This window comes from Pseudomonas sp. AU11447 (genome assembly GCF_001672555.2).
GTDB classification, from domain to species: Bacteria; Pseudomonadota; Gammaproteobacteria; order Pseudomonadales; family Pseudomonadaceae; genus Pseudomonas; species Pseudomonas nitroreducens.
Genome location: NZ_LZDG02000047.1, coordinates 26,605 through 50,304 on the forward strand (window position 1 = coordinate 26,605; position 23,700 = coordinate 50,304).

The following is a 23,700-nucleotide window of genomic DNA, read 5'->3' on the forward strand; positions in this document are numbered from 1 at the left end:
ACCGTTTCGCTGCGCGCGATGCTGTTCGGCCTGGGGCTCACCGCCCTGGCCGGCGCCGCGCAGGCCCATGACCTGAGCCAGGATGAAGCCCTGCGCCTGAGCAAGGAAGGGGTGATCCGCCCCTTCGAGGAAATCCTCCCCGCCGCGCTGAGCCGCTACCCAGGCTCGCGCCTGCTCGAAGCCGAGCTGGAGAGGGAGCACGGCAACTACATTTACGAAGTGGAGTTGCTCACCGTCGACGGTGTGGTGCGCGAACTGGAACTGGATGCCCGCGATGGCCGCATCCTCAAGGATAAGGAAGACGACTGATGCGCCTGTTGCTGGTGGAAGACCACGTACCCCTGGCTGACGAGCTACTGGCGACCCTTACCCGCCAGGGCTATGCGGTGGACTGGCTGGCCGACGGGCGCGACGCTGCAGTGCAAGGCGCCAGCGAGCCGTACGACCTGGTCGTTCTCGACCTGGGCCTGCCGGGCCGCCCGGGGCTGGAGGTGCTGCAGGAGTGGCGCGGCATGGGCCTGGCGACGCCAGTGCTGATTCTCACCGCACGGGGCTCCTGGGCCGAGCGCATCGACGGCCTGAAGGCCGGTGCCGATGACTACCTGACCAAGCCGTTTCATCCCGAAGAGCTGTTGTTGCGTATCCAGGCGCTGCTGCGGCGTGCCCGCGGGCTGGCGAACCAGAGCCAGCTGGAAGTGGCCGGGTTGAGCCTGGATGAATCGCGCCAGTGCGTGCAGCAGGGCGGCAAGGAAGTCGACCTGACATCCGCCGAGTTCCGTCTGCTGCGGTACTTCATGCTGCATCCCGGCCAGTTGCTGTCGAAGTCGCACCTGGCCGAGCACCTGTATGACGGCGAGACCGAGCGCGACTCCAATGTCATCGAGGTGCATATCAATCACCTGCGCCGCAAGCTTGGCCGCGAGATCATCGAGACCCGTCGCGGGCAGGGCTATCGCTTCACCGGCAACGGAGCCGCCAATTGATATCGATCCAGCGCCGGCTCGGTCTCGGGCTGGGTGTGGTACTGGTGGTGGTCGGTCTCGTGCTGGCCCAGGCGGGCCTCTGGCTGTTCGACCAGGGCTTGCGCCGCTACCTGGTGAACGGCTTGCAGGACGAGGCGGAAAGCCTGCTGGTGGGTATCACCCGTGGCCCCGCGGGGTTGCAACTGGACGGCCAGCGGGTCGATGCGGCCTATGAGCGGCTGTTCTCCGGGCGCTACTTCGTCATCCGCTTCGACGAGCAGACCTGGCGTTCTCGATCGCTGTGGGACAACGAGCTGAAGCTGCCCTCGCACAAGGGGCTGGCCAAGTCGCTGGAGAAAGGCCCCGAAGGCCAGCGGCTGCTGGTCTATCGCGGCGACTACAAGCGCTACGGCAAGAAAATCAGCATCGTCGTTGCCCAGGACTACACGCCCGTCCTCAAGAGCTTCAATCGTCTGCGCAATATCGGCCTGGGCGCCGGAGCCCTGGCGTTGCTGCTGATCCTGGTATTCCAGGGCTTCACCGTGCGCCGTGCCCTGCGCCCGCTGGAGCGGGTACGCCAGCAGATTGCACAGTTGCAGGAAGGTCAGCGCAGCCAGTTGGACAGCCAGGTGCCCGGTGAGCTGGAGCCGTTGGTGGAACAAACCAACCACCTGCTGCAGCACACCGAGGATACCCTGCGCCGCTCGCGCAATGCGCTGGGCAACCTGGGCCATGCCCTGAAGACCCCGCTGGCGGTGCTCATCAGCCTTGCTGACCGCGAAGAGCTGCGCGATTACCCGGAGCTGCGGCGAGTGCTGCAGGAGCAGTTGGAGCAGATCGAACAGCGCCTGGCCCGCGAACTGGGGCGTGCACGGTTGGTGGGCGAGGCATTACCTGGCGCGCACTTCGACTGTGATGCCGAGTTGCCCAGCCTGTGCGACATGCTCAAGCTCATTCATGGCGATCATCTCGCCATCGACTGGCAGGCGCCGCCCGCCACGCGCTTGCCGTATGACCGGGAAGACCTGCTGGAGATGCTCGGTAATCTGCTGGACAACGCCTGCAAATGGGCCGATGCCCAGGTGCGGTTGACGGTGGAGAAGGGCGCAGACGCATACCGGCTGAGCGTGGACGACGATGGTCCCGGTATTGCCGAGGACCAGCGAGACAGCGTGTTGGAACGTGGCACTCGGCTGGATGAGCAGGTGGCCGGGCATGGTCTGGGCCTGGGCATCGCGCGGGATATCGCGGCGGCCTGCGGTGGCAGCCTGAAGCTGGAAAGCAGTGAGTTGGGTGGGTTGCGGGTGGTTGTCGAATTGCCCCGCCGCTTGGCGTGATAGAGCCGGCGCGACTTTATTGGCTGGCGTTGTTCGGATGGGTTGGGATGGTGCCGTGCCGTGCCGTGCCGTGCCGTTCGGTTCGCGAGCAAGCTCGCTCCTACAGGGGCTGCAGCGTGCGCTTTTTGTAGGAGCGAGCTTGCTCGCGAACCCGGTGCAATGTGGCTGAATCGCGGACAAAGTCCGCGCCTACGGGATAGGCCTGTGCTTGGGCGACCTTCACCCTCTCCCAGCGGGAGAGGGGAGCGTTCGGAGTGCTGTGGAAGTAAAGCGTTAGCTCGCTATCAATGACGCAGAAAGAGCGGCGAGCGTACAGGCGCGTGCGGACTGCCGCCTCTCCCGCTGGGAGAGGGCTGGGGTGAGGGGGAAGCCCACGCGCCGGTGTAAAACCTCAGACCCTGAACTGATCCATCAACCCCTGCTGATGGTTCGCCAGCTTGTTCAGCGACTGGCTYACCTGCGCCGATTCCTGCGCCTGGCTGGACAGCGATTCGGTCACGTCACGAATCCCCGCCACGTTGCGGTTGATCTCCTCGGCCACCGCGCTCTGTTCCTCGGCGGCGCTGGCGATCTGCAGGTTCATGTCGGTGATCACGCTGACCGCATCGCCGATGCGTTTGAGCGCGGCCACGGCCTGYTCGACCTGGGACACGCTGTCCTGCGCCTGGCGGTGGCTGTTGCTCATCGCGCCRACCACGTCGCGGGTGCCGTTCTGCAGGCCTTCGATGACCTGGCGGATTTCCTCCACCGAATCCTGGGTGCGCTTGGCGAGGTTGCGCACCTCGTCGGCGACCACCGCGAAGCCGCGCCCGGCTTCACCAGCGCGGGCTGCTTCGATGGCCGCGTTGAGCGCCAGCAGGTTGGTCTGCTCGGCGATGCCGCGAATGACTTCCAGCACCGAGCCGATCTGCTCGCTGCTCGCCGCCAARCCTTCSACCTGGCTCATGGCGCTACTCATGTCGCTRGCYAGTTCGTCGATCAGGCGGGTGGTGTTATCGATCACGTTGAGACCATCRCGGGTCGCACCATCGGCGCCACGGGCAGCGTCRGCGGCCATGGCGGCRCTGTTGGCGACGTCGTGGGCGGTGGCGCTCATCTCCTGCGAGGCRGTGGCGACCTGGTCGACTTCGCGGAACTGCTGCTGCATGCCGGCACTGGTCTGGCTGGCGATTTCCGAKGATTGGTCRGCRGTGGCGCGGGCGTCGTGCACCGAGGATTTCACGTCGCGGATGATCGGYTGCAGCTTGTCGAGGAARCGGTTGAACCAGCCRGCCAGYTCGCCCAGTTCGTCCTTGCCGGCGTAGTCCAGGCGCTTGGTCAGGTCACCTTCGCCGCTGGCGATGTTGCGCAGCATGGCGGCCACACCGAGGATCGGWCGGGTCACGCCGCGGGCAGTCAGCCACATGGCGAACAGGCCGATCAGCACGGCGATCAGGCCGAAGCCCAACTGCGAGACGGTGCCTTGCACACGCTGGTTATCCAACTCGTTCTGCAGTTCGATGGCCGGGCCGAGCAGGACGTTCTGCGGGACTTCCAGCAGCACGCCCCAGGGTTTGGAGCCGGGGATCGGCTGCAACGGTTCGACTACGCGCAATTGGTCGTCCTGGCGAAACACCTGCTCATGGTTGGCGGCGATGGCCTGCAGCAGGTCGGCGCCCTGGTTCGGGTAGACCTCCTTGAGGTTCTTGCTCAGCTTCGAGGCATCCGCGCTGTGACCGGCGAGCAGGCCTGCCGCGCTGACGATGCTGACGCGGCCCTGGCCGTCATAGAGTTCCTGGCTGCCTTCCACGGCAATTTCCTGCAGCTTCTCCATGCTGATGTCCAGGCCCATGACGCCGATGACCTTGCCGTCCAGCTCCAGCGGGAAGGCGATGCTGGTCATCAGCATCTTCTTGCTGCCAACGTCGTCGAAATACGGATCGAGCACGCAGGGCTGGCCGGTGGTCTTGGGGCAGGTGAACCAGGCGTTGTAGGCGCTGCCGCTCGGGCCGGGGCTGGTGTCGTTGAGCAGCGATTCGGCCATGGCCTCGGACTCGAGGTGACCCGGCGTGGCCTGGGACCAGTAGATGGAGAAGCGACCGGCATCATTGCTGCCCAGTTCGCCCTGGCCGGCGAACAGCTTGTCCTTGCCATCCAGCGCGTCGGGTTCGAAGGCGACGTAGAGGCCGAGCAGTTCCGGGTTGCCTTCCAGCGCGGTTTTCACCTGGCGGGTCAGATCCTCGCGCAGGTCGTAGGCATCGAGGAAGCGCTTCTGCGCCTGGTCACGCAGGAACAGCACCTGCCGTGAGAAACCCTTGCCATATTGATAGGCGTCCATGATGTAGCGCTGGATGCGCATGGCCTGGACTTCACCGCGTGATTGCAGGCGGGCCTTGGCTGCTTCGTCGAGCATCTGCGTGCTCGATTGCTTGACCAGCGCGGTACTGTGCTGGGTGCGGTAAACGGACAGCCCGGACAGCAGCGAGACAACGCCGAGCAGGCAGAGCCCGGCAAGCAAGGTGATCTTCCACTGGATGGAAAGACGGCGCAGAAGCATGGAGGGGAATCCTTGTTTGAACTAAGCCTCGGGATGCCAGCTATATCGGCCTTTCCCGCATCTTCTTGACCCGCGACGGGGCGAAACGCCAGAAAACAGGCGATTCTGGCGTGCCTGGCCGACGGGCGGCGAAAAGCCAGGCAAGAAGCGTGCTCGTCTGCGTGAAAGTCCTGCCAGGCGAACTCGGAAACGTCTTGATTCGACTGAAATTTTGACACCCCGGCGAGCGTTTGGCAGAGTGCGCGCCTTTTGCCCGCGCCCTGGCGCGGCGAGCCCTGGAAGGAGTGCTGGAATGAATGCGGTGTTGATCGCCATTGGCCTGATGCTGGTGTTGAGCCTGTGTCGCGTGCATGTGGTGGTCGCGCTGATCGCCGGTGCAGTGGCAGGTGGTCTGCTCGGTGGCCTGGGCATGGACGGCACGCTCAAGGCGTTCAACGAGGGCCTGGGTGCCGGTGCGACGGTGGCGCTGTCCTACGCCATGCTCGGCGCCTTCGCCGTGGCCATCGCGCGCTCCGGAATGGCGCACGCCCTGGCCGACCGCGCCCTGGCGATGCTCGGCCGACATGAGGCAAACGGTTCCAGTGCCTTCAAGTGGATGATGATTGCCCTGCTGCTGGTGGTGGCGATCTCCTCGCAGAATATCCTGCCGATCCACATCGCCTTCATTCCGCTGCTGGTGCCGCCACTGCTCTACGTCCTGACGCGCCTGCAGATCGACCGCCGGCTGATCGCCTGCGTCATCACCTTTGGCCTGATCACGCCCTACATGTTCCTGCCGGTGGGTTTCGGCAACATCTTCCTGAACCAGATCCTGCTGGCCAACGTGGCGCGCGCGGGCGTCGACGTGCAGGGCATCAACGTCACCCACGCCATGCTGATCCCGGCGCTGGGCATGGTCTGCGGGTTGTTGATCGCGGTGTGCTTCAGCTACCGGCGCAAGCGTGATTACGATCTGGAACGCATCGAACAGGCTGAGCGGGTCGATACGCCCTACAGCAAGATGAGCCTCGCCGTGGCCGGCGTCGCAGTGGTGGCGGCATTCGCCGTGCAGCTGCTGCTGGACTCGATGATCCTCGGCGCGCTGGTGGGTTTCCTGGTGTTCTCGCTGTCCGGCGTGGTGCGCTGGAAGGAGGCGGACGACCTGTTCACCGAAGGCATGAAGATGATGGCGATGATCGGTTTCATCATGATCGCCGCCCAGGGCTTCGCCGCCGTGATGACGGCCACCGGGCAGGTCGCGAGCCTGGTGGACAGCGCCGCTGGCTGGATTGGCAGCAGCAAGGCGCTGGGCGCCTTCATGATGCTGCTGGTGGGGTTGTTGGTGACCATGGGCATCGGCTCGTCGTTCTCTACGGTGCCGATCATTGCGGCGATCTTCGTGCCGCTGGCGGTGCACCTGGGCTTCAGCCCGCTGGCCATCGTCAGCATCGTCGGTACCGCAGGAGCGCTGGGTGACGCGGGCTCGCCAGCATCGGACTCCACCCTTGGCCCGACCTCCGGCCTGAACGTCGACGGCCAGCACAACCACATCTGGGACACTGTGGTACCGACCTTCCTGCACTACAACCTGCCGCTGATGGTCTTCGGCTGGGTCGCGGCGATGGTGTTGTAAGGCCTGGCGCGGGGAAATGCGCAGGTAAAGTTGCACTCGGCAGGCCATCTGCTGACTAATGAGCAGGTTTCCCACGCACGGACCCGCTCATGCTCGACTCGAAACTGGAATACCGGACGTTCCTCGCCCTGCTGGCGGTGGTGACCATCGCCTTCGCCTGGATACTGCTGCCGTTCTACGGCGCAGTGTTCTGGGGCACCATCCTGGCGATCATCTTCGCCCCCTTGCAGCGCCGCCTGCGGGTGCGCCTGAACGGGCGCAACAACCTGGCGGCGCTGATCACCCTGGCAATCTGCTTCCTGATCGTGATCCTGCCGGTAACCTTCATCGCCGGCGCGCTGGTGCAGGAGGGCGCCACGGTGTATCAGCGCCTGAAGTCCGGTGAGCTGAACTTCGTCACCTACTTCCAGCAGGCCGTGGCCGCACTGCCTGCCTGGGCGCACCAATGGCTGGAGCGCTTCGACCTGGCCGACCTGTCCAGCCTGCAGGAGAAGCTCTCGTCAGGTGCGATGCAGGCGAGCCAACTGGTGGCGACCAAGGCGTTCAGCATTGGCCAGAACACCTTCGAGTTCGTCATCAGCTTCGGCATCATGCTCTACCTGCTGTTCTTCCTGCTGCGTGACGGCCCGGCGCTGGGGCGGCGGATCAAGCAGGCGGTGCCGTTGAGCATCGACCACAAGCAGCACCTGTTCACCAAGTTCACCACGGTGATCCGCGCCACGGTGAAGGGCAACATTGCTGTCGCCGCGACCCAGGGCGCACTGGGCGGGCTGATCTTCTGGTTCCTCGGCATCCAGGGCTCGCTGCTCTGGGGCACGCTGATGGCCTTCCTCTCGCTGCTGCCGGCTATCGGCGCGGGGCTGATCTGGGTGCCGGTGGCCGCCTACTTCCTGCTCACCGGAGCGATCTGGCAGGGCGTGGTGCTGACATTGTTCTGCGTGGTGGTGATCGGCCTGGTGGACAACATCCTGCGCCCCATCCTGGTGGGCAAGGACACCAAGATGCCCGACTACGTGGTGCTGATCTCCACCCTCGGCGGCATGTCGCTGTTCGGCCTCAACGGCTTCGTCATTGGCCCGCTGATCGCAGCGCTGTTCATGGCGTCGTGGGACTTGTTCACCGGCCGTGAAGGTGAAGTGACCAAGGGCGCGGAGTAGGGCGACAGAACTGTAGGAGCGAGCTTGCTCGCGAACCCGGCCTCGCAGCGGAGGGTGTTCGCGAGCAAGCTCGCTCCTACAAAAAGGCACCGCGCATGAATTGCGCCCAATAAAAAACCCCGCCGAAGCGGGGTTTTTTGTTGCCTGTCGACCTTAGCCGGCGACGGCTACCAGGCCGCTGTGCTGGAGGATATCCAGCAGCGGTTGCGGGTAGACGCCGAGGAAGAAGGCGAGCAGGGCGATGGCCACCAGCATGATGCCGCCGGCGCGCTGGGCCCAGTCCAGGGGCGCGTCGTGGCGCTTCATGTTGGGTTCGACCAGGAACATGGTCACCATCACGCGCAAGTAGTAGAACAGGCCGATGGCGCTGCCCAGTACCAGGGAGCCGACCAGCCACCAGTGCTGCGACTCGACGCCGGTGGCGACGATGTAGAACTTGCCGATGAAGCCGGCGGTCAGCGGGATGCCGGCCAGGGACAGCATCATCACGGTCATCACCGCGGTCAGCACCGGGCGGCGCCAGAACAGGCCGCGGTACTCGAACAGCGCGTCGGCGTCGCGGCCGCTGTACGGAGTGGACATCAGGGTGACCACGCCGAAGGCGCCCAGGGTGGTAACCACGTAGGTGGTCAGGTACACGCCGACAGCTTCCACGGCCAGGCCCTTGCTCGCCACCAGGGCGATCAGCAGGTAGCCGAAGTGGGCGATGGACGAGTAGCCGAGCAGGCGCTTGATGTTGCTCTGGGTCAGCGCCAGCAGGTTGCCGATCAGGATCGAGGCAATGGCGATGACCGCAATGGCATCATGCAGCAGGCCGTTGTTCAGGGCCGCCGGAGCGATCTGGAACAGGCGCAGCAGCACGGCGAACACGGCGACCTTGCTGGCGGTGGCGAGGAAGGTCGCTACCGGCGCTGGGGCGCCTTCGTAGACGTCCGGGGTCCACAGGTGGAACGGCGCGAGCGACAGCTTGAAGCCCAGGCCGACGACCATCATGCCGACCCCGATGGACAGCAGCGGGCCATGGCTGGTGCCTTCTGCCAGCGACGCACCGATACCGGCGAAGCTCAGGCTGCCGGACTCGGCATAGAGCAGGGCCATGCCGAACAGCAGGAAAGCCGAGCCGGCGGCGGACAGTACGGTGTACTTGATGCCCGCTTCGAGGGTGCGCTTGTTGAAGAAGGCATAGGCCACCATGCCGTAGACCGGCACCGACAGCAGCTCCAGGCCGATGAACAGACCGGCCAGGTTCTGCGCGCTGACCAGCACCAGGCCGCCCGCGGTGGACAGCAGCAGGAGCAGGTAGAGCTCTTCGCGGTTACCCGGGAAGCTCTCCATGTAGGCATGGGCGAGCGTGGTGCAGGCGAGGGCGGCGACCAGGATCAGCGCCATGTAGAAGCAGGCGAAGTTGTCTACCAGCATCAGCGGGGTGACTTCGATCGGGGTGACTTTCAGCACCGGGAAGATCGACAGCAACGCCAGGTTCAGACCGATCACCGAGAGGGTGGCGGTCATCGAGTGGTTACGCTTCCAGGCCACGGCGAGCATCACCACCACCAGGGTGGCGCTGGTGATGAGCAGTGGCAGGAGCGCGATGAAGTGTTGAATCGTGAAGGTCATGTCGCGCTCACCGTACTGCCAGGGTGGAAAGGGCGGCACCCAGCCACTGCTGGACGCCGTGCATGGTGGCCGCGGAGGTGTCGAGAACCGGCTGCGGGTAAACGCCGAGCAGGATCAGCAACACCGCCAGGCCGAGCACCATGCTCAGTTCGCGGAAGTTCAGGCCGGCGATGGCGGTGTCGGACTTGGACGGGCCGAAGTACGCGCGGTGGATCATGATCAGCGAGTAGACCGAGCCGAACACCAGGCCGAAGGTGGCGATCACGGTGATCACCGGAACGACCTTGAAGCTGCCCAACAGGATCAGGAACTCGCCGACGAAGTTGCCGGTACCCGGCAGACCCAGCGAGGCAGTGGCGAAGAACAGCGCTACGGCTGGCAGGTACGGGATGCGCGACCACAGGCCGCCCATCTTGCGCATGTCACGGGTGTGCAGGCGCTCGTACAGTTGGCCACACAGGATGAACAGCGCGGCAGCGGAGAGGCCGTGGGCGATCATCTGCACCACTACGCCCTGCAGCGCCTGGGGGCTGCCGGAGTAGATGCCGATCATCACGAAGCCCATGTGCGACACGGAGGAGTAAGCCACCAGACGCTTGATGTCGGTCTGCGCGAACGACAGGAAGGCGCCATAGAAGATGCCGATCAGACCCAGGGTCATGGCGATCGGGGCGAACTCGGCCGAGGCGTTGGGGAACAGCGGCAGGGCGAAGCGGATCAGGCCGTAGGCGGCGGTCTTCAGCAGGATGCCGGCGAGGTCCACGGAACCAGCGGTCGGTGCCTGGGCGTGGGCATCCGGCAGCCAGGAGTGCACCGGCACGACCGGCATCTTCACCGCGAAGGCGACGAAGAAGCCGAGCATCAGGATCCACTCGGTGTGCGGCGGCAGCTGGGTCTTCAGCAGGTCGGCGTAGTTGAAGGTAAGCACGCCGGTGGTGTTGTAGTGCACGAACACCAGGCCGAGGATTGCCACCAGCATCACCAGGCCACTGGCCTGGGTGAAGATGAAGAACTTGGTGGCGGCGTAGATGCGGGTCTTCTTGCCGTCGTCCGAGCTATGACCCCAGAGCGCGATGAGGAAGTACATCGGCACCAGCATCATTTCCCAGAAGAAGAAGAACAGGAACAGGTCGACGGCGAGGAATACGCCGATGACGCCGCCCAGGATCCACAGCAGGTTCAGGTGGAAGAAGCCGATGCGGCGCTGGATCTCGTTCCACGAGCAGAGGACGGACAGCACGCCGAGCAGGCCGGTCAGCGCGACCATCAGCAGGGACAGGCCGTCCATTGCCAGGTGCACGCTGATGCCGAAGCGCTCGATCCAGGGTACCTGGAACTGCAGGGTCCATTGCGGCTCGCCACCCGGCGCCGGGGCCAGCTGGAAGTCACCGGTGTGCCACACCCACAGGCTCAGGGCGAGGGTGAGGACCATCGATCCCAGGGCGACCCAGCGAGGCAGGGTCTTGCTGGTGTACTCGGCGATCCAGCAAAGGAAGCCGCCGATAAAGGGGATCAGGATTAGCCAGGGCAGAATCATGTCGGGCTCAATCTCTTTCGTGAATTCATTAAGCCAGCAGCAGCGCGCCGAGGAGCAGCGCGGCGCCACCCACCAGGGAAGCGGCGTACCAACGCAGGCGGCCGTTCTCGGTGAGGCTGAGGAGTTTGTTGCCACCGCGGGCGGTGAGCGGGACCAGGACCAGGGTCTTGTCGATCGGGTCCGCGGCCAGCAGGCGGCAGATCAGCAGGTAGGGTTTCACGAACAGCTTGTCGTACAGCCAGTCGAAGCCCCAAGCGTGGTACCACCAGGTGCCGAAGAAGCGGCCCGGTGCGCTCTGGGCGACGGCGCTGACGAAGCGGCGCTTGCCGAGGAACAGCAGGCCCGCCAGCAGGATACCGGCGATGGCGATGGCGCCCGAGGCGATTTCCAGGCTGTGCTTGGCTTCACCACCGGCGTGACCGGCGCTTTCCGGCAGGACGCCGGCCAGCGGCGGAGTGATCAGCGCGCCGATGAAGGTGGAGAGCACGATCAGCACACCCAGCGGCAGCCAGTGGCTGATGCCATGGCCAGCGTGCGCTTCGGTCTTCGCTTCGCCGTGGAAGGCGATGAAGATCAGGCGGAAGGTGTACAGCGAAGTCATGAACGCGCCAACCAGACCGGCGATCAGCAGGTTCTGGTGACCACTGGCAAAGGCTTCCCAGAGGATCTCGTCCTTGGAGTAGAAGCCGGCGGTCAGGAAGGGCAGGGCAGATAGCGCCGCACCACCGACCACGAAGCTCGCATAGGCCAGCGGCAGCTTCTTCCACAGGCCGCCCATCTTGAAGATGTTCTGCTCGTGGTGGCAGGCAACGATCACCGCACCGGAGGCAAGGAACAGCAGGGCCTTGAAGAAGGCGTGGGTCATCAGGTGGAAGATCGCGCCACCCCAGGCGCCGACGCCCAGGGCCAGGAACATGTAGCCGATCTGGCTCATGGTCGAGTAGGCGAGGATGCGCTTGATGTCGGTCTGCACCAGGGCGGCAAAGCCGGCCAGGACCAGGGTCACTGCGCCGATGATGCCGACCAGCTCCAGTACGTTCGGAGCCAGCTCGAACAGGCCGTGGCAGCGGGCGATCAGGTAGACGCCCGCGGTCACCATGGTGGCGGCGTGGATCAGCGCGGAGACCGGAGTCGGGCCGGCCATCGCGTCGGCCAGCCAGGTCTGCAGCGGCAGCTGGGCGGACTTGCCGACGGCGCCGCCGAGCAGCATCAGGGTGGCCAGGTTGATCCACAGGTCGCCCTTGGCGAAGTGCTGCGGAGCCAGGACCAGCAGTTCCTGGATGTTCAGCGTGCCCAGGTGCTGGAACAGGATGAACATGCCGATGGCGAAGAACACGTCACCCACGCGGGTCACGATGAAGGCCTTCAGTGCCGCGTTGCCGTTCGGTACGTGGTTGTAATAGAAACCGATCAGCAGGTAGGAGCAGAGGCCCACGCCTTCCCAGCCGAAGTACATGAACAGCAGGTTATCGCCCAGCACCAGGAACAGCATGCTGGCGATGAACAGGTTGGTGTACGCGAAGAAACGCGAGTAACCGGTTTCACCGCGCATGTACCAGGAGGCGAACAGGTGGATCAGGAAGCCGACGCCGGTGACCACGCCGAGCATGGTGACCGACAGGCCGTCCAGGTACAGGGTGAAGTTGGTCTTGAAGTCACCAACGCTCATCCATTGCCACAGCACCAGGCTGTAGGCGCCACCTTCGGGCGGGTTGCTGTGGAAGCTCCAGATCGCCCAGAAGGCGGAGAGGGCGGCGAGCCCCACGGAGCCGACACCGACCAGAGCCGAGAGATTTTCCGACCACTTGCCACGGGAGAACGAGAGCAGCAGGAAGCCGACCAGAGGGAACAGGAAAGTAAGGGGCAGCAGGTTCATCCGCGCATCTCGCTGGCAGCGTCGATATCGAGGGTATGGAAGCGGCGATACAGCTGGAGCAGGATCGCCAGGCCGATGCTGGCCTCGGCCGCAGCCAGGCTGAGCACCAGGATGAACATCACCTGGCCGTCGGGCTGCGCCCAGCGGCTACCGGCGACCACGAAGGCCAGCGCGGCGGCGTTCATCATCACTTCCAGGCTCATCAGTACGAACAGGATGTTGCGTCGTACCATCAGGCCCACCAGGCCGAAGCAGAACAGCACACCGGCGAGCGCCAGTCCGTGTTCGAGAGGAATTGTATTCATGGTGTTAGTCCTTCGCTTCGTGGCGGCCGAGGTGGTAGGCGGCGACCAGTGCCGCCAGCAGCAGCATCGAGGCCAGTTCGACGACCAGCAGGTACGGGCCGAACAGGCTGATGCCCACGGCCTTGGCGTCCACGGTGGTGTGACCGATGCCAGCGCCGCTCGGGGTGCGCGAGAGCATCCACAGCAGCTCGACCAGCAGGACTGCGGCCAGCGCGCCCGGGCCGATCCAGACGCCAGGCTTGAGCCACTTGCGCTCCTGCTCGGCGATGGCCGGGCCGAGGTTGAGCATCATCACCACGAAGACGAACAGCACCATGATCGCGCCGGCATAGACGATGATTTCCAGGGCGCCGGCGAACGGGGCGCCGAGGCTGAAGAAGGTCATCGAAATGGCCAGCAGCGAGATTACGAGGTAGAGCAGGGCATGCACCGGGTTGCTGTTGGTGATGACCCGGAAGGTTGCCAGCACGGCGACGCCGGCGGCGAAGTAGAAAGCGAATTCCACGCGACGTCTCCTTACGGCAGCAGGCTCTTGACGTTGATCGGTTCGGCTTCGTTCTGCGCGGCGCCTTTCGGCTTGCCGGCGATGGCCATGCCGGCAACGCGGTAGAAGTTGTAGTCCGGGTTCTTGCCGGGGCCGGAGATCAGCAGGTCTTCCTTCTCGTAGACCAGGTCCTGGCGCTTGAACTCGCCCATTTCGAAATCCGGCGTCAGCTGGATCGCGGTGGTCGGGCAGGCTTCTTCGCACAGGCCGCAGAAGATGCAGCGGGAGAAGTTGATGCGGAAGAACTCGGGGTACCAGCGACCGTCGTCGGTCTCGGCTTTCTGCAGGGAGATGCAGCCGACCGGGCAGGCCACGGCGCAGAGGTTGCACGCAACGCAGCGCTCCTCGCCATCGGGGTCGCGGGTGAGGACGATGCGACCGCGGTAGCGCGGCGGCAGGTACACGGCTTCTTCCGGGTATTGCAGGGTGTCACGCTTGCGGAAGGCATGGCCGAAGATCATCACCAGGCTGCGAAGCTGGGTGTAGGTGCCATGCACGACTTCGAAAATGTATTTGATCATTGTCTTGCTCCTTACTGGGTCGCCAGCACGACAGCGCCGGTCACCAGCAGGTTGATCAGAGTCAGCGGGAGGCAGAACTTCCAGCTGAAGGCCATCACCTGGTCATAGCGCGGGCGCGGAATGGACGCGCGCAGCAGGATGAACATCATGATGAAGAAGCCGGTTTTCAGGGCGAACCAGATGAACGGGATCTGCGGCAGGATGCCGAAGGGCCCGTGCCAGCCACCGAAGAACAGGGTCGCCAGCAGCGCGGACACCAGCACGATGCCGATGTACTCACCGACGAAGAACATGCCCCACTTCATGCCGGCGTACTCGATGTGGTAACCGTCTGCCAGTTCCTGCTCGGCTTCGGGCTGGTCGAACGGGTGACGGTGAGTCACGGCGACGCCGGCGACGAAGAAGGTCATGAAACCGAAGAACTGCGGAATGATGAACCACATGTGCTCGGCCTGGTAATCGACGATGTCGCGCAGGCTGAACGAGCCGACCTGGGCCACGATGCCCATCAGCGACAGGGCCAGGAACACCTCGTAGGAGATGGTCTGGGCCGAGGCGCGCAGGCTGCCGAGCAGGGCGAACTTGTTGTTGCTCGACCAGCCGGCGAACAGCACCGCGTACACGGTCAGGCCAGCCATGGCGAAGAAGAACAGGATGCCGATGTTCAGGTCCGCCACACCCCAGGTCGGGGTGATCGGGATGACGACGAAGGCGACCAGCAGCGCGCCCATGGCGATCATGGGGGCGAGGGTGAAGATCATCTTGTCGGCGAACGGCGGGGTCCAGTCTTCCTTGAAGAACATCTTCAGCATGTCGGCGCCGAGCTGGAAGGCACCGAAGGGGCCGACCCGGTTCGGACCGTAGCGGTCCTGCCAGAGGCCGAGCAGACGACGCTCGACCCAGCTGAGCAGCGCGCCGCAGACGACCACGGCGAGCAGGATGACGATGGCCTTGATGACCTCGATCAGGATGTCGACGATGGCGGGTGTCAGCCAGCTCATGCTCATCAAGCTCATTGCGCAGCCTCCTGCAGACCATCAGCGACAGCGCCGATGACACCGGCGGGAATGCCTTGCAGACCGACTGGCAGGGCGACCAGACCGGCGCCGAGCTCTTCGCTCACGCGCAGCGGCAGGCGCAGTTCCTGGCCCTTGACGGTCAGGCGGATGATCGCGCCTTCGTTGACGCCCAGACGGTCAGCCTCGGACTTGGCCAGGGTGACGTAGGTCTGCGGGATGCGCTCCTGCACCGGGGCGGCCTTGGCGGAATTCTCCTCGCTGCCGAACAGGTGATAGAAGGGCACCACCTTGAACTGGCTGGCGGCGGTGTGGAACGGCGCAGGAATCTCGCTGAACCACAGGGCTTCGCCCTTGGCTTCGATCAGGCGTACGCCCGGATCGCCGGCGCGCAGGTGGCCGCCGACTTCGTCCTGGAACTTGTTCCAGGCCTGCGGGGAGTTCCAGCCCGGGGACCAGGCAAACGGAATCTGCTGACGCGGTTCGGCGCTGCCGGAGTAGCCTTCCATGGAGAAGGCGAAGGCGGAGTCGATGTCCTGCGGCTGACGCGGCTCGCTGACATTGATGTTGGCGCGCATGGCGGTACGGCCGGAGTAGCGGTGCGGCTCGCGCGCCAGCTTCAGGCCCTTGATGCGGAACGCGGCATTCGGCGCGGCTTCGCGGATGCCGGCCAGTTGCGGCTTGGCGGCGACGACGGCGTCGATCACGTGGTCCAGCTGGGTCCAGTCGACGCGCTTGCCTTCGAGAGTGCTGTGCAGGGCGTGCAGCCAGCGCCAGCCTTCGCGGACCAGGTTGTCGGCGTTGTAGTAGGTCGGATCGTAGACCTGGAAGAAGCGCTGGGCGCGGCCTTCCTGGCTGACCAGGGTGCCATCGCCTTCGGCGAAGCTGGCGGCCGGCAGCAGGACGGTGGCCTTGGCGCTGGTGGCAGTCTGCTGGTGGTCGGCAACCACGACGATCTTGGCGGCGGCCAGGGCGGCGTCGACAACAGCGGCGTCGGCGCGGCGGTACAGGTCGTTCTCCAGGATCACCACGGCATCGGCGGCGCCAGAGGTCAGCTGCTCGAGGGCGGCTTCGACGGATTCACCACCGAAGAGGGCCAGGCCCAGGCTGTTGGCTTCCGGCACGACCAGGCTCAGGGAGCCGTTCTTCTCGCGGTTCTTCAGCGCGCTGGCGATGTTCGCGGCGGCCTCGATCAGGGCGTTGCTGCCCAGCGAGGTGCCGGAGATGACCAGCGGACGCTTGGCGGCAACCAGTGCATCGGCGATGCGCTGGGCCAGGGCGGCGGCTTCGGCATCGAGGCCGGCCACGGCCGGGGCGCTCGGATCGATGGCGTGGGCCACGGCAAAGCCCAGGCGAGCCAGGTCTTCGGTAGCAGCGTGCACGCACTCGGCGGCGACGTCGTCCAGGCGGGTTTCATCCAGGCTGGCGATGAACAGCGGGTTCATCTCGTGCTGGGCGATGGTCTTCACCGCGGCGTCGAGCCACGGCTGGATCTTCATCGCGGCGGCCATGTCCTCGCCCTTGCCTTTCACCGACTGGCGCAGGGCCAGGGCGATACGGGCAGCGGTCTGGGTCAGGTCTTCGCCGAGCACGAATACCGCGTCGTGGTCTTCGATGTCACGGATGGTCGGCACCGGCAGCGGGCCGTCCTGCATGACCTTCAGCACCAGTTGCAGGCGTTGCAGCTCATCGGCGGAGATGCCGCTGTAATAGTTCTGCGCGCCGACCAGCTCGGCCAGGGCGTAGTTGCTTTCCAGGCTGGCACGCGGCGAACCGATACCGATGACCTTGCGACCCTTGAGCAGGGCGGCGGTCTGGTCGAGGGCGCCGTCCAGCGAGAGCTTCTGCTTGCTCAGCACCAGCTGCGGCTGACGCGGGCGGTCTTCGCGGTTGACGTAGCCGTAGCCGAAACGGCCGCGGTCGCACAGGAAGTAGTGGTTCACCGAGCCGTTGTAGCGGTTCTCGATGCGGCGGATTTCACCGTAGCGCTCGCCGGGGCTGATGTTGCAGCCGCTGGAGCAGCCATGGCAGATGCTCGGGGCGAACTGCATGTCCCACTTGCGGTTGTAGCGCTCGGAGTGGGTCTTGTCGGTGAACACGCCGGTCGGGCAGACCTCGGTCAGGTTGCCGGAGAATTCGCTCTCCAGCACACCGTCCTCGATCCGGCCGAAGTAGACGTTGTCGTGCGCGCCGTAGACGCCCAGGTCGGTGCCGCCGGCGTAGTCCTTGTAGTAACGGACGCAGCGGTAGCAGGCGATGCAGCGGTTCATCTCGTGGGCGATGAACGGGCCGAGCTCCTGGTTCTGGTGGGTGCGCTTGGTGAAGCGGTACCGGCGCTGGTTGTGGCCGGTCATCACCGTCATGTCCTGCAGGTGGCAGTGACCGCCTTCCTCGCAGACCGGGCAGTCGTGCGGGTGGTTGGTCATCAGCCATTCGACGACGCTGGCGCGGAACTGCTTGGCCTCTTCGTCCTCGATGGAAATCCAGGTGTTGTCGGTGGCGGGAGTCATGCAGGACATGACGAGACGACCGCGTTTGTCGTTCTCGTCGGTGTACTGCTTGACCGCGCACTGGCGGCATGCGCCGACGCTTCCGAGCGCCGGGTGCCAGCAGAAGTAGGGGATGTCGAGACCGAGGGAGAGGCAGGCCTGCAACAGGTTGTCCGCTCCGTCGACTTCTAACGTCTTGCCGTCTACGTGGATCGTGGCCATGGGTCTAAGTCTTCGTTGGCCCGTTGTCAGCGGGCGTGGCTAATAGAAATCACGGTTTCATCGGGCCAGCGGCACGCCGCGGCACTGCAACGAAACAACGCCGGGCGCAGCGCCCGGCGATCAAAGCATCAAGCGCCGACAGTCTGCGGTGCTTGTACGGCCTGAGCCTGGCGGGAAATGCCCGCTTCGAACTCCGGACGGAAATACTTCAGTGCGCTGCCCAGCGGCTCGACGGCACCCGGTGCGTGGGCACAGAAGGTCTTGCCTGGGCCGAGGAAGTTGACGAGCTGCTCGAGGGTTTCCAGGTCGCCCTGGGCGCCTTCGCCTTTCTCCAGCGCGCGTAGAACTTTCACGCTCCACGGCAGGCCGTCGCGGCACGGAGTGCACCAGCCGCACGATTCGCGGGCGAAGAACTCTTCCATGTTGCGCAGCAGGGAAACCATGTTGACGCTGTCGTCCACCGCCATGGCCAGGCCAGTACCCATACGGGTGCCGACCTTGGCGACGCCGCCGGCGTAGAACAGGGCGTCCAGGTGTTCCGGCAGCAGGAAGCCGGTACCGGCGCCGCCCGGCTGCCAGGCTTTGAGCTTGTAACCGTCGCGCATGCCGCCAGCGTAGTCCTCGAACAGCTCGCGGGCCGGGAGGCCGAAGGGCAGTTCCCAGATACCGGGGTTCTTCACCTTGCCGGAGAAGCCCATGAGCTTGGTGCCCATGTCTTCGCTGCCCGGACGGGCCAGGCTCTTGTACCAGTCGACGCCGTGCTCGACGATCGCCGGCACGTTGCACAGGGTCTCGACGTTGTTCACGCAGGTCGGCTTGCCCCAGACGCCAACAGCGGCGGGGAAGGGCGGCTTGGAGCGCGGGTTGGCACGGCGGCCTTCCAGCGAGTTGATCAGCGCGGTCTCTTCGCCACAGATGTAGCGGCCGGCGCCGGTGTGGACGAACAGCTCGAAATCGAAGCCGCTGCCGAGGATGTTCTTGCCCAGCAGGCCGGCGGCCTTGGCTTCCTCGATGGCGCGGTTCAGGTTGCGGGCGGCGTCGACATACTCGCCGCGCAGGAAGATGTAGCCCCGGTACGCCTTGAGGGCACGCGCGGAGATCAGCATGCCTTCCACCAGCAGGTGCGGCAGCTGCTCCATGAGCATGCGGTCCTTCCAGGTGTTGGGCTCCATCTCGTCCGCGTTGCACAGCAGGTAGCGGATGTTGAGGGATTCGTCCTTGGGCATCAGGCCCCACTTCACGCCGGTGGGGAAGCCCGCACCGCCGCGGCCCTTGAGGCCGGAATCCTTGACGGTCTGGACGATGTCGTCGGTGGCCATCTGCGCCAGCGCCTTGCGCGCGGCAGCGTAGCCGTTCTTCGACTGGTACTCCTCCAGCCAGACCGGTGCGCCGTCGTCACGCAGGCGCCAGGTCAGCGGATGGGTTTCGGCCGCGCGCGCGGTGCGGTTGGGCGTGCCGTAGGAGGTGAGGCGACTCATGCGTAGGCCTCCAGCAGTTTGGCGACGCCGTCGGGACGCAGGTCGCCGAAGGTGTCGTCGTCGATCATCATCGCCGGGGCCTTGTCGCAGTTGCCCAGGCAGCACACTGGCAGCAGGGTGAAGCGGCCGTCGGCGGTGGTCTGGCCGAGGCCGATGCCCAGTTGCTTCTGGATCTCGCCGACCACGGACTCGTGGCCGCCGATGTAGCAGACCATGCTGTCGCAGACGCGGATGATGTGGCGGCCGACCGGCTGGCGGAAGATCTGGCTATAGAAGGTAGCCACGCCTTCGACATCGCTGTCGGGGATGCCGAGGATGTCGGCGATCGCCGGGATGGCGCCGTCCGGCACCCAGCCGCGCTGCTTCTGGACGATCTTCAGGGCTTCGATGGACGCCGCGCGGGAGTCCTCGTAGTGATGCATTTCGTGCTCGATGGCCGAGCGCTCGGTTTCGCTGAGTTCGAAACGATCAGTCTGGATAAGGGTACTCATGATCAGCGGTCCACGTCGGCCATAACGAAGTCGATACTGCCCAGATAGGCGATCAGGTCAGCAATCATGCTGCCGTTGATCACCGACGGAATCTGCTGCAGGTGCGGGAAGCTGGGCGTCCGGATACGGGTCCGGTAGCTCATGGTGCTGCCATCGCTCGTCAGGTAGTAGCTGTTGATGCCCTTGGTCGCTTCCACCATCTGGAAGGCTTCGTTGGCCGGCATGACCGGGCCCCAGGAAACCTGCAGGAAGTGGGTGATCAGGGTTTCGATGTGCTGCAGCGTGCGCTCTTTGGGCGGCGGCGTGGTCAGCGGGTGATCCGCCTTGTACGGGCCTTCGGGCATGTTCTTCAGGCACTGCTCGATGATGCGCAGGCTCTGGCGCATCTCACCCATCTTGACCATGCAGCGGTCGTAGGCGTCGCCGTTGGCCGCCAGCGGCACTTCGAACTCGAAGTTCTCGTAGCCGGAGTAGGGGCGGGCTTTACGCAGGTCGAAATCACAGCCGGTGGCGCGCAGGCCGGCACCGGTGGTGCCCCATTCCAGCGCTTCCTTGGTGTTGTACTGGGCAACGCCGATGGTACGGCCACGCAGGATACTGTTCTTCAGGGCAGCGGTTTCGTACTCGTCCAGACGCTTGGGCATCCAGTCGAGGAATTCGCGGACCAGCTTGTCCCAGCCACGCGGCAGGTCGTGGGCGACGCCGCCGATGCGGTACCAGGCCGGGTGCAGGCGGAAGCCGGTGATGGCTTCGACGACCTTGTAGGCGCGCTGGCGGTCGGTGAAGGTGAAGAACACCGGGGTCATCGCACCCACGTCCTGGATGTAGGTACCCAGGTAGAGGAGGTGGTTCAGGATGCGGAAGAACTCCGACATCATGATGCGGATGACGTCGACGCGCTGCGGCACTTTGATGCCGGCGAGCTTCTCGACCGAGAGCACGTACGGCAGGTTGTTCATCACGCCGCCGAGGTAGTCGATACGGTCGGTGTACGGAATGAAGCTGTGCCAGGACTGACGCTCGGCCATCTTCTCGGCGCCACGGTGGTGGTAGCCGATCTCCGGAACGCAATCGAGGATCTCTTCACCGTCCAGCTGCAGGATGATGCGGAACGCACCGTGGGCGGACGGGTGGTTCGGGCCGAGGTTGAGGAACATGAAGTCCTCGTTCTCGCCGTGGCGCTTCATGCCCCAGTCTTCGGGCTTGAAGCGCAGGGCTTCCTGCTCGAGGTCCTGCTTGGCGGCGGACAGCGCGTAGGGATCGAACTCGGTGGCGCGCGCCGGGTAGTCCTTGCGCAGCGGGTGACCTTCCCAGGTCGGCGGCATCAGCATGCGGGTCAGGTGCGGGTGACCATTGAAGGTGATCCCATACATGTCCCAGACCTCACGCTCGTACCAGTTGGCGTTCGGCCAGATACGGGTGGCGGTCGGTACGTTCAGGTCGCCTTCGGAGAGGGCCACCTTGATCATCACGTCACTGTTACGCTCGAGCGACATCAGGTGGTAGAACACACTGAAATCGGCGCCCGGCAGGCCGCGACGATGGGTGCGCAGGCGCTCGTCCACGCCGTGCAGGTCATAGAGCATGACGTACGGCTTGGGCACATTGCGCAGGAAGGTGAGGACGTCGATCAGGCGCTCACGGGCGACCCAGAGCACCGGCATGCCGGTGCGGGTGGCCTGGACGGTGAAGGTCTCGGCGCCAAAGCGGGAATTCAGTTCGACGACGATATCTTGGTCGTCTGCCTTGTAAGGCGGGATGTACAGAGCGGAGTCTGCATTCATAGTCTTTAAGTCACTCGGTCAACGGTGGAGTGAAAACGGGCCTCTCGTGGAGGGCCGGATCACACTTCGTCGGGGCTGCGCAGGTTGGTGACCGCAATGCGCTGTTCGCGCTTGAGATCCTTCTGGGCAGGCATGTCGGCGCGATAGACGCCTTGATCGCCTACAACCCAGGACAACGGACGACGCTCCTGGCCGATGGATTCCTGCAGCAGCATCAGGCCTTGCAGGAACGCCTCCGGACGGGGCGGGCAGCCGGGGATGTACACGTCCACGGGGAGGAACTTGTCGACCCCCTGAACGACCGAGTAGATGTCGTACATGCCGCCGGAGTTGGCGCACGACCCCATCGAGATAACCCACTTGGGTTCCAGCATCTGTTCGTACAGGCGCTGGATGACCGGAGCCATCTTGATGAAGCAGGTGCCGGCGATGACCATGAAGTCAGCCTGGCGCGGCGATGCACGGATCACTTCGGCGCCGAAACGGGCGATGTCGTGCGGCGCGGTGAACGCCGTGGTCATCTCCACGTAGCAGCAGGACAGCCCGAAGTTGTACGGCCACAGGGAGTTCTTGCGACCCCAGTTCACCGCACCGTTGAGAACATCCTCGAGCTTGCCCATGAAGATGTTCTTGTGGACCTGCCCTTCGATGAGCGGGTCTTCTACCGTTTCGCGTTCGCCGATCGGGTACTGATCATTGGGCGCATCCGGATCGATCCGGGTAAGTTTGTATTGCATCGCCAAAGCCTCATTGTTTTAGCTTCGCCTGCCGTGCGCGACGTGCCGCCGGCGCCCAATCGAGCGCGCCGATACGCCACAGGTAGACAAGACCTGCCAACAGAATTGCTATGAAAATGGTTGCCTCGATCAGACCGGCCCAGCCGCTTTCACGGACGGACACTGACCAGGCGAAAAGGAAGAGGGCTTCGACGTCGAAGATCACGAAGAGCATCGCGACCAGATAGAATTTTGCCGACAGACGCAGGCGTGCGCTGCCGGTAGGAACGATCCCGGATTCGAACGGTTCGTTCTTGCTGCGACCAAATGCCTTACTGCCAAGCAGGCTGGAAACCCCTAGCATGAAGCCGAGCAGGCCCAGCACTCCTAAAAGGAAGGCGGCGAGTCCCCAGTGTTGAGCTGCAAGTTCAGCTGGATTGGGCATGCCGATACTCCTTCCTACAAATAACGATTGTCTTGGGTTCCAGGCGCAACGCCTGACTACTGCGAACCCGACAACTCAAGGATAGTGAGCTAAGGGTTCAGGTCATCTTTCCAATTTTATGCCCAAAGCCTTCAGCAAGTAAATTTTTCCAACACAAACAGATGCTTCTAATTCGGGCAAAAGCCTTTTGCATTTCCCGTAGCGCCCTGTTTGCGCGGCTCTGGGCGCTTAGTGTGGCGGCACTTGGGCTTTGGTCGAATAGTACTTTCGAGGTATTTGGCCGCAATAAATTGCCAATCGATAAATGATAAGTATTATCATTTGCAGTGTCGTATATCCGTAACTTTACTACATATAAGCGGCGGCGCTTTTATTTCGCTCAATTCTCGGCATTCAATTATCCCCTGGCAGTTCCCTTTGGCGCCCCTCGTTCGGGGTGGTTCAATTTCCCTTCCGAATCCACGCCCAGTGCATCTCGCAGCGCACCGGCTCTGCGCCGGAGTCGTCCAGGAGCGTCACCTGGATCATCGCTTCCCCCTTGTCTTGCTCCAGCATCGCACGGCGCTGCTCAGGCGCCAGTGTGGCGATAGCGCGCAGGCTGCCGCGGGCCCGGCGCAGGTAATCCACCCTGAGGGTCTTGATCAGTGGCAGCTTGTGATCGGGCAGATTCATGCCGACCAGGCAGCCGCTGGCGGATTCGGCCAGTAGCGCCATGGCGGCGGCATGTACGCCGCCGATGTGGTTGCGGGCTCGGCGGTGGTTGGCCAGGCTCATCCGTACTTCATCGCTGGAGAGCTTCTGGATGCGTATGCCCGCGGTGCCGGCAAAGCGTACCTGGGAGCAGAACAGGCGGCTGAGCAGCGACTCGTGAAGACGGCGCGGCAGGCGCTGGATGAGATGGGCGGCGAGGGCGAGGCGGTTGCGCTGGGGCATGGGCGTTTCCATTCATATGGAGGAGGCCCGAGGCTGGCACGTGAATGCTGATCTGCCCTTGGCGGGCGGGGAGCGGGCGGCTGGCGGTTCGGCCAAGCACAAAAAGCAAAACCCCGGCGAGT

The 23,700-nt window shown here is 64.4% G+C and carries 20 protein-coding genes and 1 pseudogene; 5 read left to right on the top strand and 16 right to left on the bottom strand.

The genetic code is table 11. The features are described 5' to 3' along the window. The first annotated feature begins 18 nt into the window (after positions 1-18). From A6723_RS16945 to A6723_RS16955, 3 genes are read left to right on the top strand one after another with little or no spacing between them, the layout of a single operon-like run. Positions 19-309 (top strand): PepSY domain-containing protein, encoded by a 291-nt coding sequence (locus tag A6723_RS16945; RefSeq protein ID WP_054909470.1) that lies wholly within the window; start codon positions 19-21, stop codon positions 307-309. Beyond that, on the top strand, positions 309-983 hold the full coding sequence (locus A6723_RS16950) for a response regulator transcription factor (protein ID WP_054909454.1): 675 nt from the start codon (positions 309-311) through the stop codon (positions 981-983). Before A6723_RS16945 ends, A6723_RS16950 begins: the two co-directional genes overlap by 1 nt. Continuing rightward, positions 980-2,299 carry a sensor histidine kinase gene (locus A6723_RS16955; RefSeq protein ID WP_054909453.1) on the top strand — a complete coding sequence of 440 codons (1,320 nt, stop codon included), beginning with the start codon at positions 980-982 and terminating at the stop codon, positions 2,297-2,299. The genes A6723_RS16950 and A6723_RS16955 overlap by 4 nt, the downstream gene beginning before the upstream one ends. A gap of 391 nt (positions 2,300-2,690) precedes the next feature. Here the strand turns inward: A6723_RS16955 and A6723_RS32675 are convergent, their stop codons facing one another. Together A6723_RS32675 and A6723_RS32680 are read right to left on the bottom strand one after the other, a co-directional pair. Beyond that, positions 2,691-3,446 (bottom strand): methyl-accepting chemotaxis protein, encoded by a 756-nt coding sequence (locus A6723_RS32675; protein WP_371914062.1) that lies wholly within the window; start codon positions 3,444-3,446, stop codon positions 2,691-2,693. 102 nt (positions 3,447-3,548) lie between these two features. Further along, positions 3,549-4,835: pseudogene (locus A6723_RS32680) on the bottom strand (HAMP domain-containing protein); the annotation flags it as partial. Between the two features lie 292 nt (positions 4,836-5,127). Here A6723_RS32680 and A6723_RS16965 point away from each other — a divergent pair. Both A6723_RS16965 and A6723_RS16970 read left to right on the top strand, forming a co-directional pair. After that, on the top strand, positions 5,128-6,447 hold the full coding sequence (locus A6723_RS16965) for a Na+/H+ antiporter family protein (protein ID WP_054909451.1): 1,320 nt from the start codon (positions 5,128-5,130) through the stop codon (positions 6,445-6,447). A gap of 89 nt (positions 6,448-6,536) precedes the next feature. Continuing rightward, on the top strand, positions 6,537-7,604 hold the full coding sequence (locus tag A6723_RS16970; protein ID WP_054909450.1) for an AI-2E family transporter: 1,068 nt from the start codon (positions 6,537-6,539) through the stop codon (positions 7,602-7,604). A gap of 153 nt (positions 7,605-7,757) precedes the next feature. Here A6723_RS16970 and nuoN read toward each other — a convergent pair whose 3' ends face one another. The 14 genes from nuoN to A6723_RS17040 form a co-directional block, all read right to left on the bottom strand. Further along, complete coding sequence (gene nuoN / locus A6723_RS16975) at positions 7,758-9,221, bottom strand: NADH-quinone oxidoreductase subunit NuoN (RefSeq protein WP_054909449.1); 1,464 nt, start codon at positions 9,219-9,221, stop codon at positions 7,758-7,760. 7 nt (positions 9,222-9,228) lie between these two features. Next, positions 9,229-10,758 (bottom strand): NADH-quinone oxidoreductase subunit M, encoded by a 1,530-nt coding sequence (gene nuoM, locus A6723_RS16980; RefSeq protein WP_054909448.1) that lies wholly within the window; start codon positions 10,756-10,758, stop codon positions 9,229-9,231. Between the two features lie 28 nt (positions 10,759-10,786). Beyond that, complete coding sequence (gene nuoL, locus A6723_RS16985; RefSeq protein ID WP_054909447.1) at positions 10,787-12,634, bottom strand: NADH-quinone oxidoreductase subunit L; 1,848 nt, start codon at positions 12,632-12,634, stop codon at positions 10,787-10,789. Beyond that, entirely contained in the window at positions 12,631-12,939 is a 309-nt protein-coding gene (nuoK, locus tag A6723_RS16990; protein WP_024765121.1) for an NADH-quinone oxidoreductase subunit NuoK, read from the bottom strand. The genes nuoL and nuoK overlap by 4 nt, the downstream gene beginning before the upstream one ends. A gap of 4 nt (positions 12,940-12,943) precedes the next feature. Then, complete coding sequence (gene nuoJ / locus A6723_RS16995; protein ID WP_024765122.1) at positions 12,944-13,444, bottom strand: NADH-quinone oxidoreductase subunit J; 501 nt, start codon at positions 13,442-13,444, stop codon at positions 12,944-12,946. Between the two features lie 11 nt (positions 13,445-13,455). After that, a complete protein-coding gene (gene nuoI, locus A6723_RS17000; RefSeq protein ID WP_024765123.1) occupies positions 13,456-14,004 on the bottom strand; it encodes an NADH-quinone oxidoreductase subunit NuoI in 549 nt (182 codons plus the stop codon). 11 nt (positions 14,005-14,015) lie between these two features. Continuing rightward, positions 14,016-15,005: an NADH-quinone oxidoreductase subunit NuoH gene (gene nuoH, locus A6723_RS17005; RefSeq protein ID WP_054909469.1), complete on the bottom strand. Its 990-nt coding sequence runs from the start codon at positions 15,003-15,005 to the stop codon at positions 14,016-14,018. Positions 15,006-15,016: 11 nt separating this feature from the next. Continuing rightward, positions 15,017-17,731: an NADH-quinone oxidoreductase subunit NuoG gene (gene nuoG, locus A6723_RS17010; protein WP_054909446.1), complete on the bottom strand. Its 2,715-nt coding sequence runs from the start codon at positions 17,729-17,731 to the stop codon at positions 15,017-15,019. A 128-nt stretch (positions 17,732-17,859) separates the two neighbouring features. After that, complete coding sequence (nuoF, locus tag A6723_RS17015) at positions 17,860-19,209, bottom strand: NADH-quinone oxidoreductase subunit NuoF (RefSeq protein ID WP_054909445.1); 1,350 nt, start codon at positions 19,207-19,209, stop codon at positions 17,860-17,862. Further along, positions 19,206-19,706 (bottom strand): NADH-quinone oxidoreductase subunit NuoE, encoded by a 501-nt coding sequence (gene nuoE / locus A6723_RS17020; protein WP_169887231.1) that lies wholly within the window; start codon positions 19,704-19,706, stop codon positions 19,206-19,208. Before nuoE ends, nuoF begins: the two co-directional genes overlap by 4 nt. Continuing rightward, a complete protein-coding gene (gene nuoC, locus A6723_RS17025) occupies positions 19,703-21,484 on the bottom strand; it encodes an NADH-quinone oxidoreductase subunit C/D (RefSeq protein WP_045214752.1) in 1,782 nt (593 codons plus the stop codon). Before nuoC ends, nuoE begins: the two co-directional genes overlap by 4 nt. Positions 21,485-21,543: 59 nt before the next feature. Continuing rightward, the gene (locus tag A6723_RS17030; RefSeq protein ID WP_045214755.1) at positions 21,544-22,221 is read right to left on the bottom strand and encodes an NADH-quinone oxidoreductase subunit B family protein; all 678 of its coding nucleotides are present in this window, start codon (positions 22,219-22,221) and stop codon (positions 21,544-21,546) included. Positions 22,222-22,231: 10 nt separating this feature from the next. Beyond that, positions 22,232-22,645 carry an NADH-quinone oxidoreductase subunit A gene (gene ndhC / locus A6723_RS17035; RefSeq protein WP_015477476.1) on the bottom strand — a complete coding sequence of 138 codons (414 nt, stop codon included), beginning with the start codon at positions 22,643-22,645 and terminating at the stop codon, positions 22,232-22,234. 441 nt (positions 22,646-23,086) lie between these two features. Beyond that, positions 23,087-23,578, bottom strand: a complete 492-nt coding sequence (locus A6723_RS17040; protein ID WP_054909444.1) for a DUF4442 domain-containing protein — start codon at positions 23,576-23,578, stop codon at positions 23,087-23,089. Positions 23,579-23,700: the final 122 nt, after the last annotated feature.

Coding starts and splice junctions, on each gene's coding strand:
- A6723_RS16945 (WP_054909470.1), top strand. CDS start 19: ATGCTGTTCGGCCTGGGGCTCACCGCCCTGGCCGGCGCCGCGCAGGCC.
- A6723_RS16950 (WP_054909454.1), top strand. CDS start 309: ATGCGCCTGTTGCTGGTGGAAGACCACGTACCCCTGGCTGACGAGCTA.
- A6723_RS16965 (WP_054909451.1), top strand. CDS start 5,128: ATGAATGCGGTGTTGATCGCCATTGGCCTGATGCTGGTGTTGAGCCTG.
- A6723_RS16970 (WP_054909450.1), top strand. CDS start 6,537: ATGCTCGACTCGAAACTGGAATACCGGACGTTCCTCGCCCTGCTGGCG.
- nuoN (WP_054909449.1), bottom strand. CDS start 9,221: ATGACCTTCACGATTCAACACTTCATCGCGCTCCTGCCACTGCTCATC.
- nuoM (WP_054909448.1), bottom strand. CDS start 10,758: ATGATTCTGCCCTGGCTAATCCTGATCCCCTTTATCGGCGGCTTCCTT.
- nuoL (WP_054909447.1), bottom strand. CDS start 12,634: ATGAACCTGCTGCCCCTTACTTTCCTGTTCCCTCTGGTCGGCTTCCTG.
- nuoK (WP_024765121.1), bottom strand. CDS start 12,939: ATGAATACAATTCCTCTCGAACACGGACTGGCGCTCGCCGGTGTGCTG.
- nuoI (WP_024765123.1), bottom strand. CDS start 14,004: ATGATCAAATACATTTTCGAAGTCGTGCATGGCACCTACACCCAGCTT.
- nuoH (WP_054909469.1), bottom strand. CDS start 15,005: ATGAGCTGGCTGACACCCGCCATCGTCGACATCCTGATCGAGGTCATC.
- nuoG (WP_054909446.1), bottom strand. CDS start 17,731: ATGGCCACGATCCACGTAGACGGCAAGACGTTAGAAGTCGACGGAGCG.
- nuoF (WP_054909445.1), bottom strand. CDS start 19,209: ATGAGTCGCCTCACCTCCTACGGCACGCCCAACCGCACCGCGCGCGCG.
- nuoC (WP_045214752.1), bottom strand. CDS start 21,484: ATGAATGCAGACTCCGCTCTGTACATCCCGCCTTACAAGGCAGACGAC.
- A6723_RS17030 (WP_045214755.1), bottom strand. CDS start 22,221: ATGCAATACAAACTTACCCGGATCGATCCGGATGCGCCCAATGATCAG.
- ndhC (WP_015477476.1), bottom strand. CDS start 22,645: ATGCCCAATCCAGCTGAACTTGCAGCTCAACACTGGGGACTCGCCGCC.
- A6723_RS17040 (WP_054909444.1), bottom strand. CDS start 23,578: ATGCCCCAGCGCAACCGCCTCGCCCTCGCCGCCCATCTCATCCAGCGC.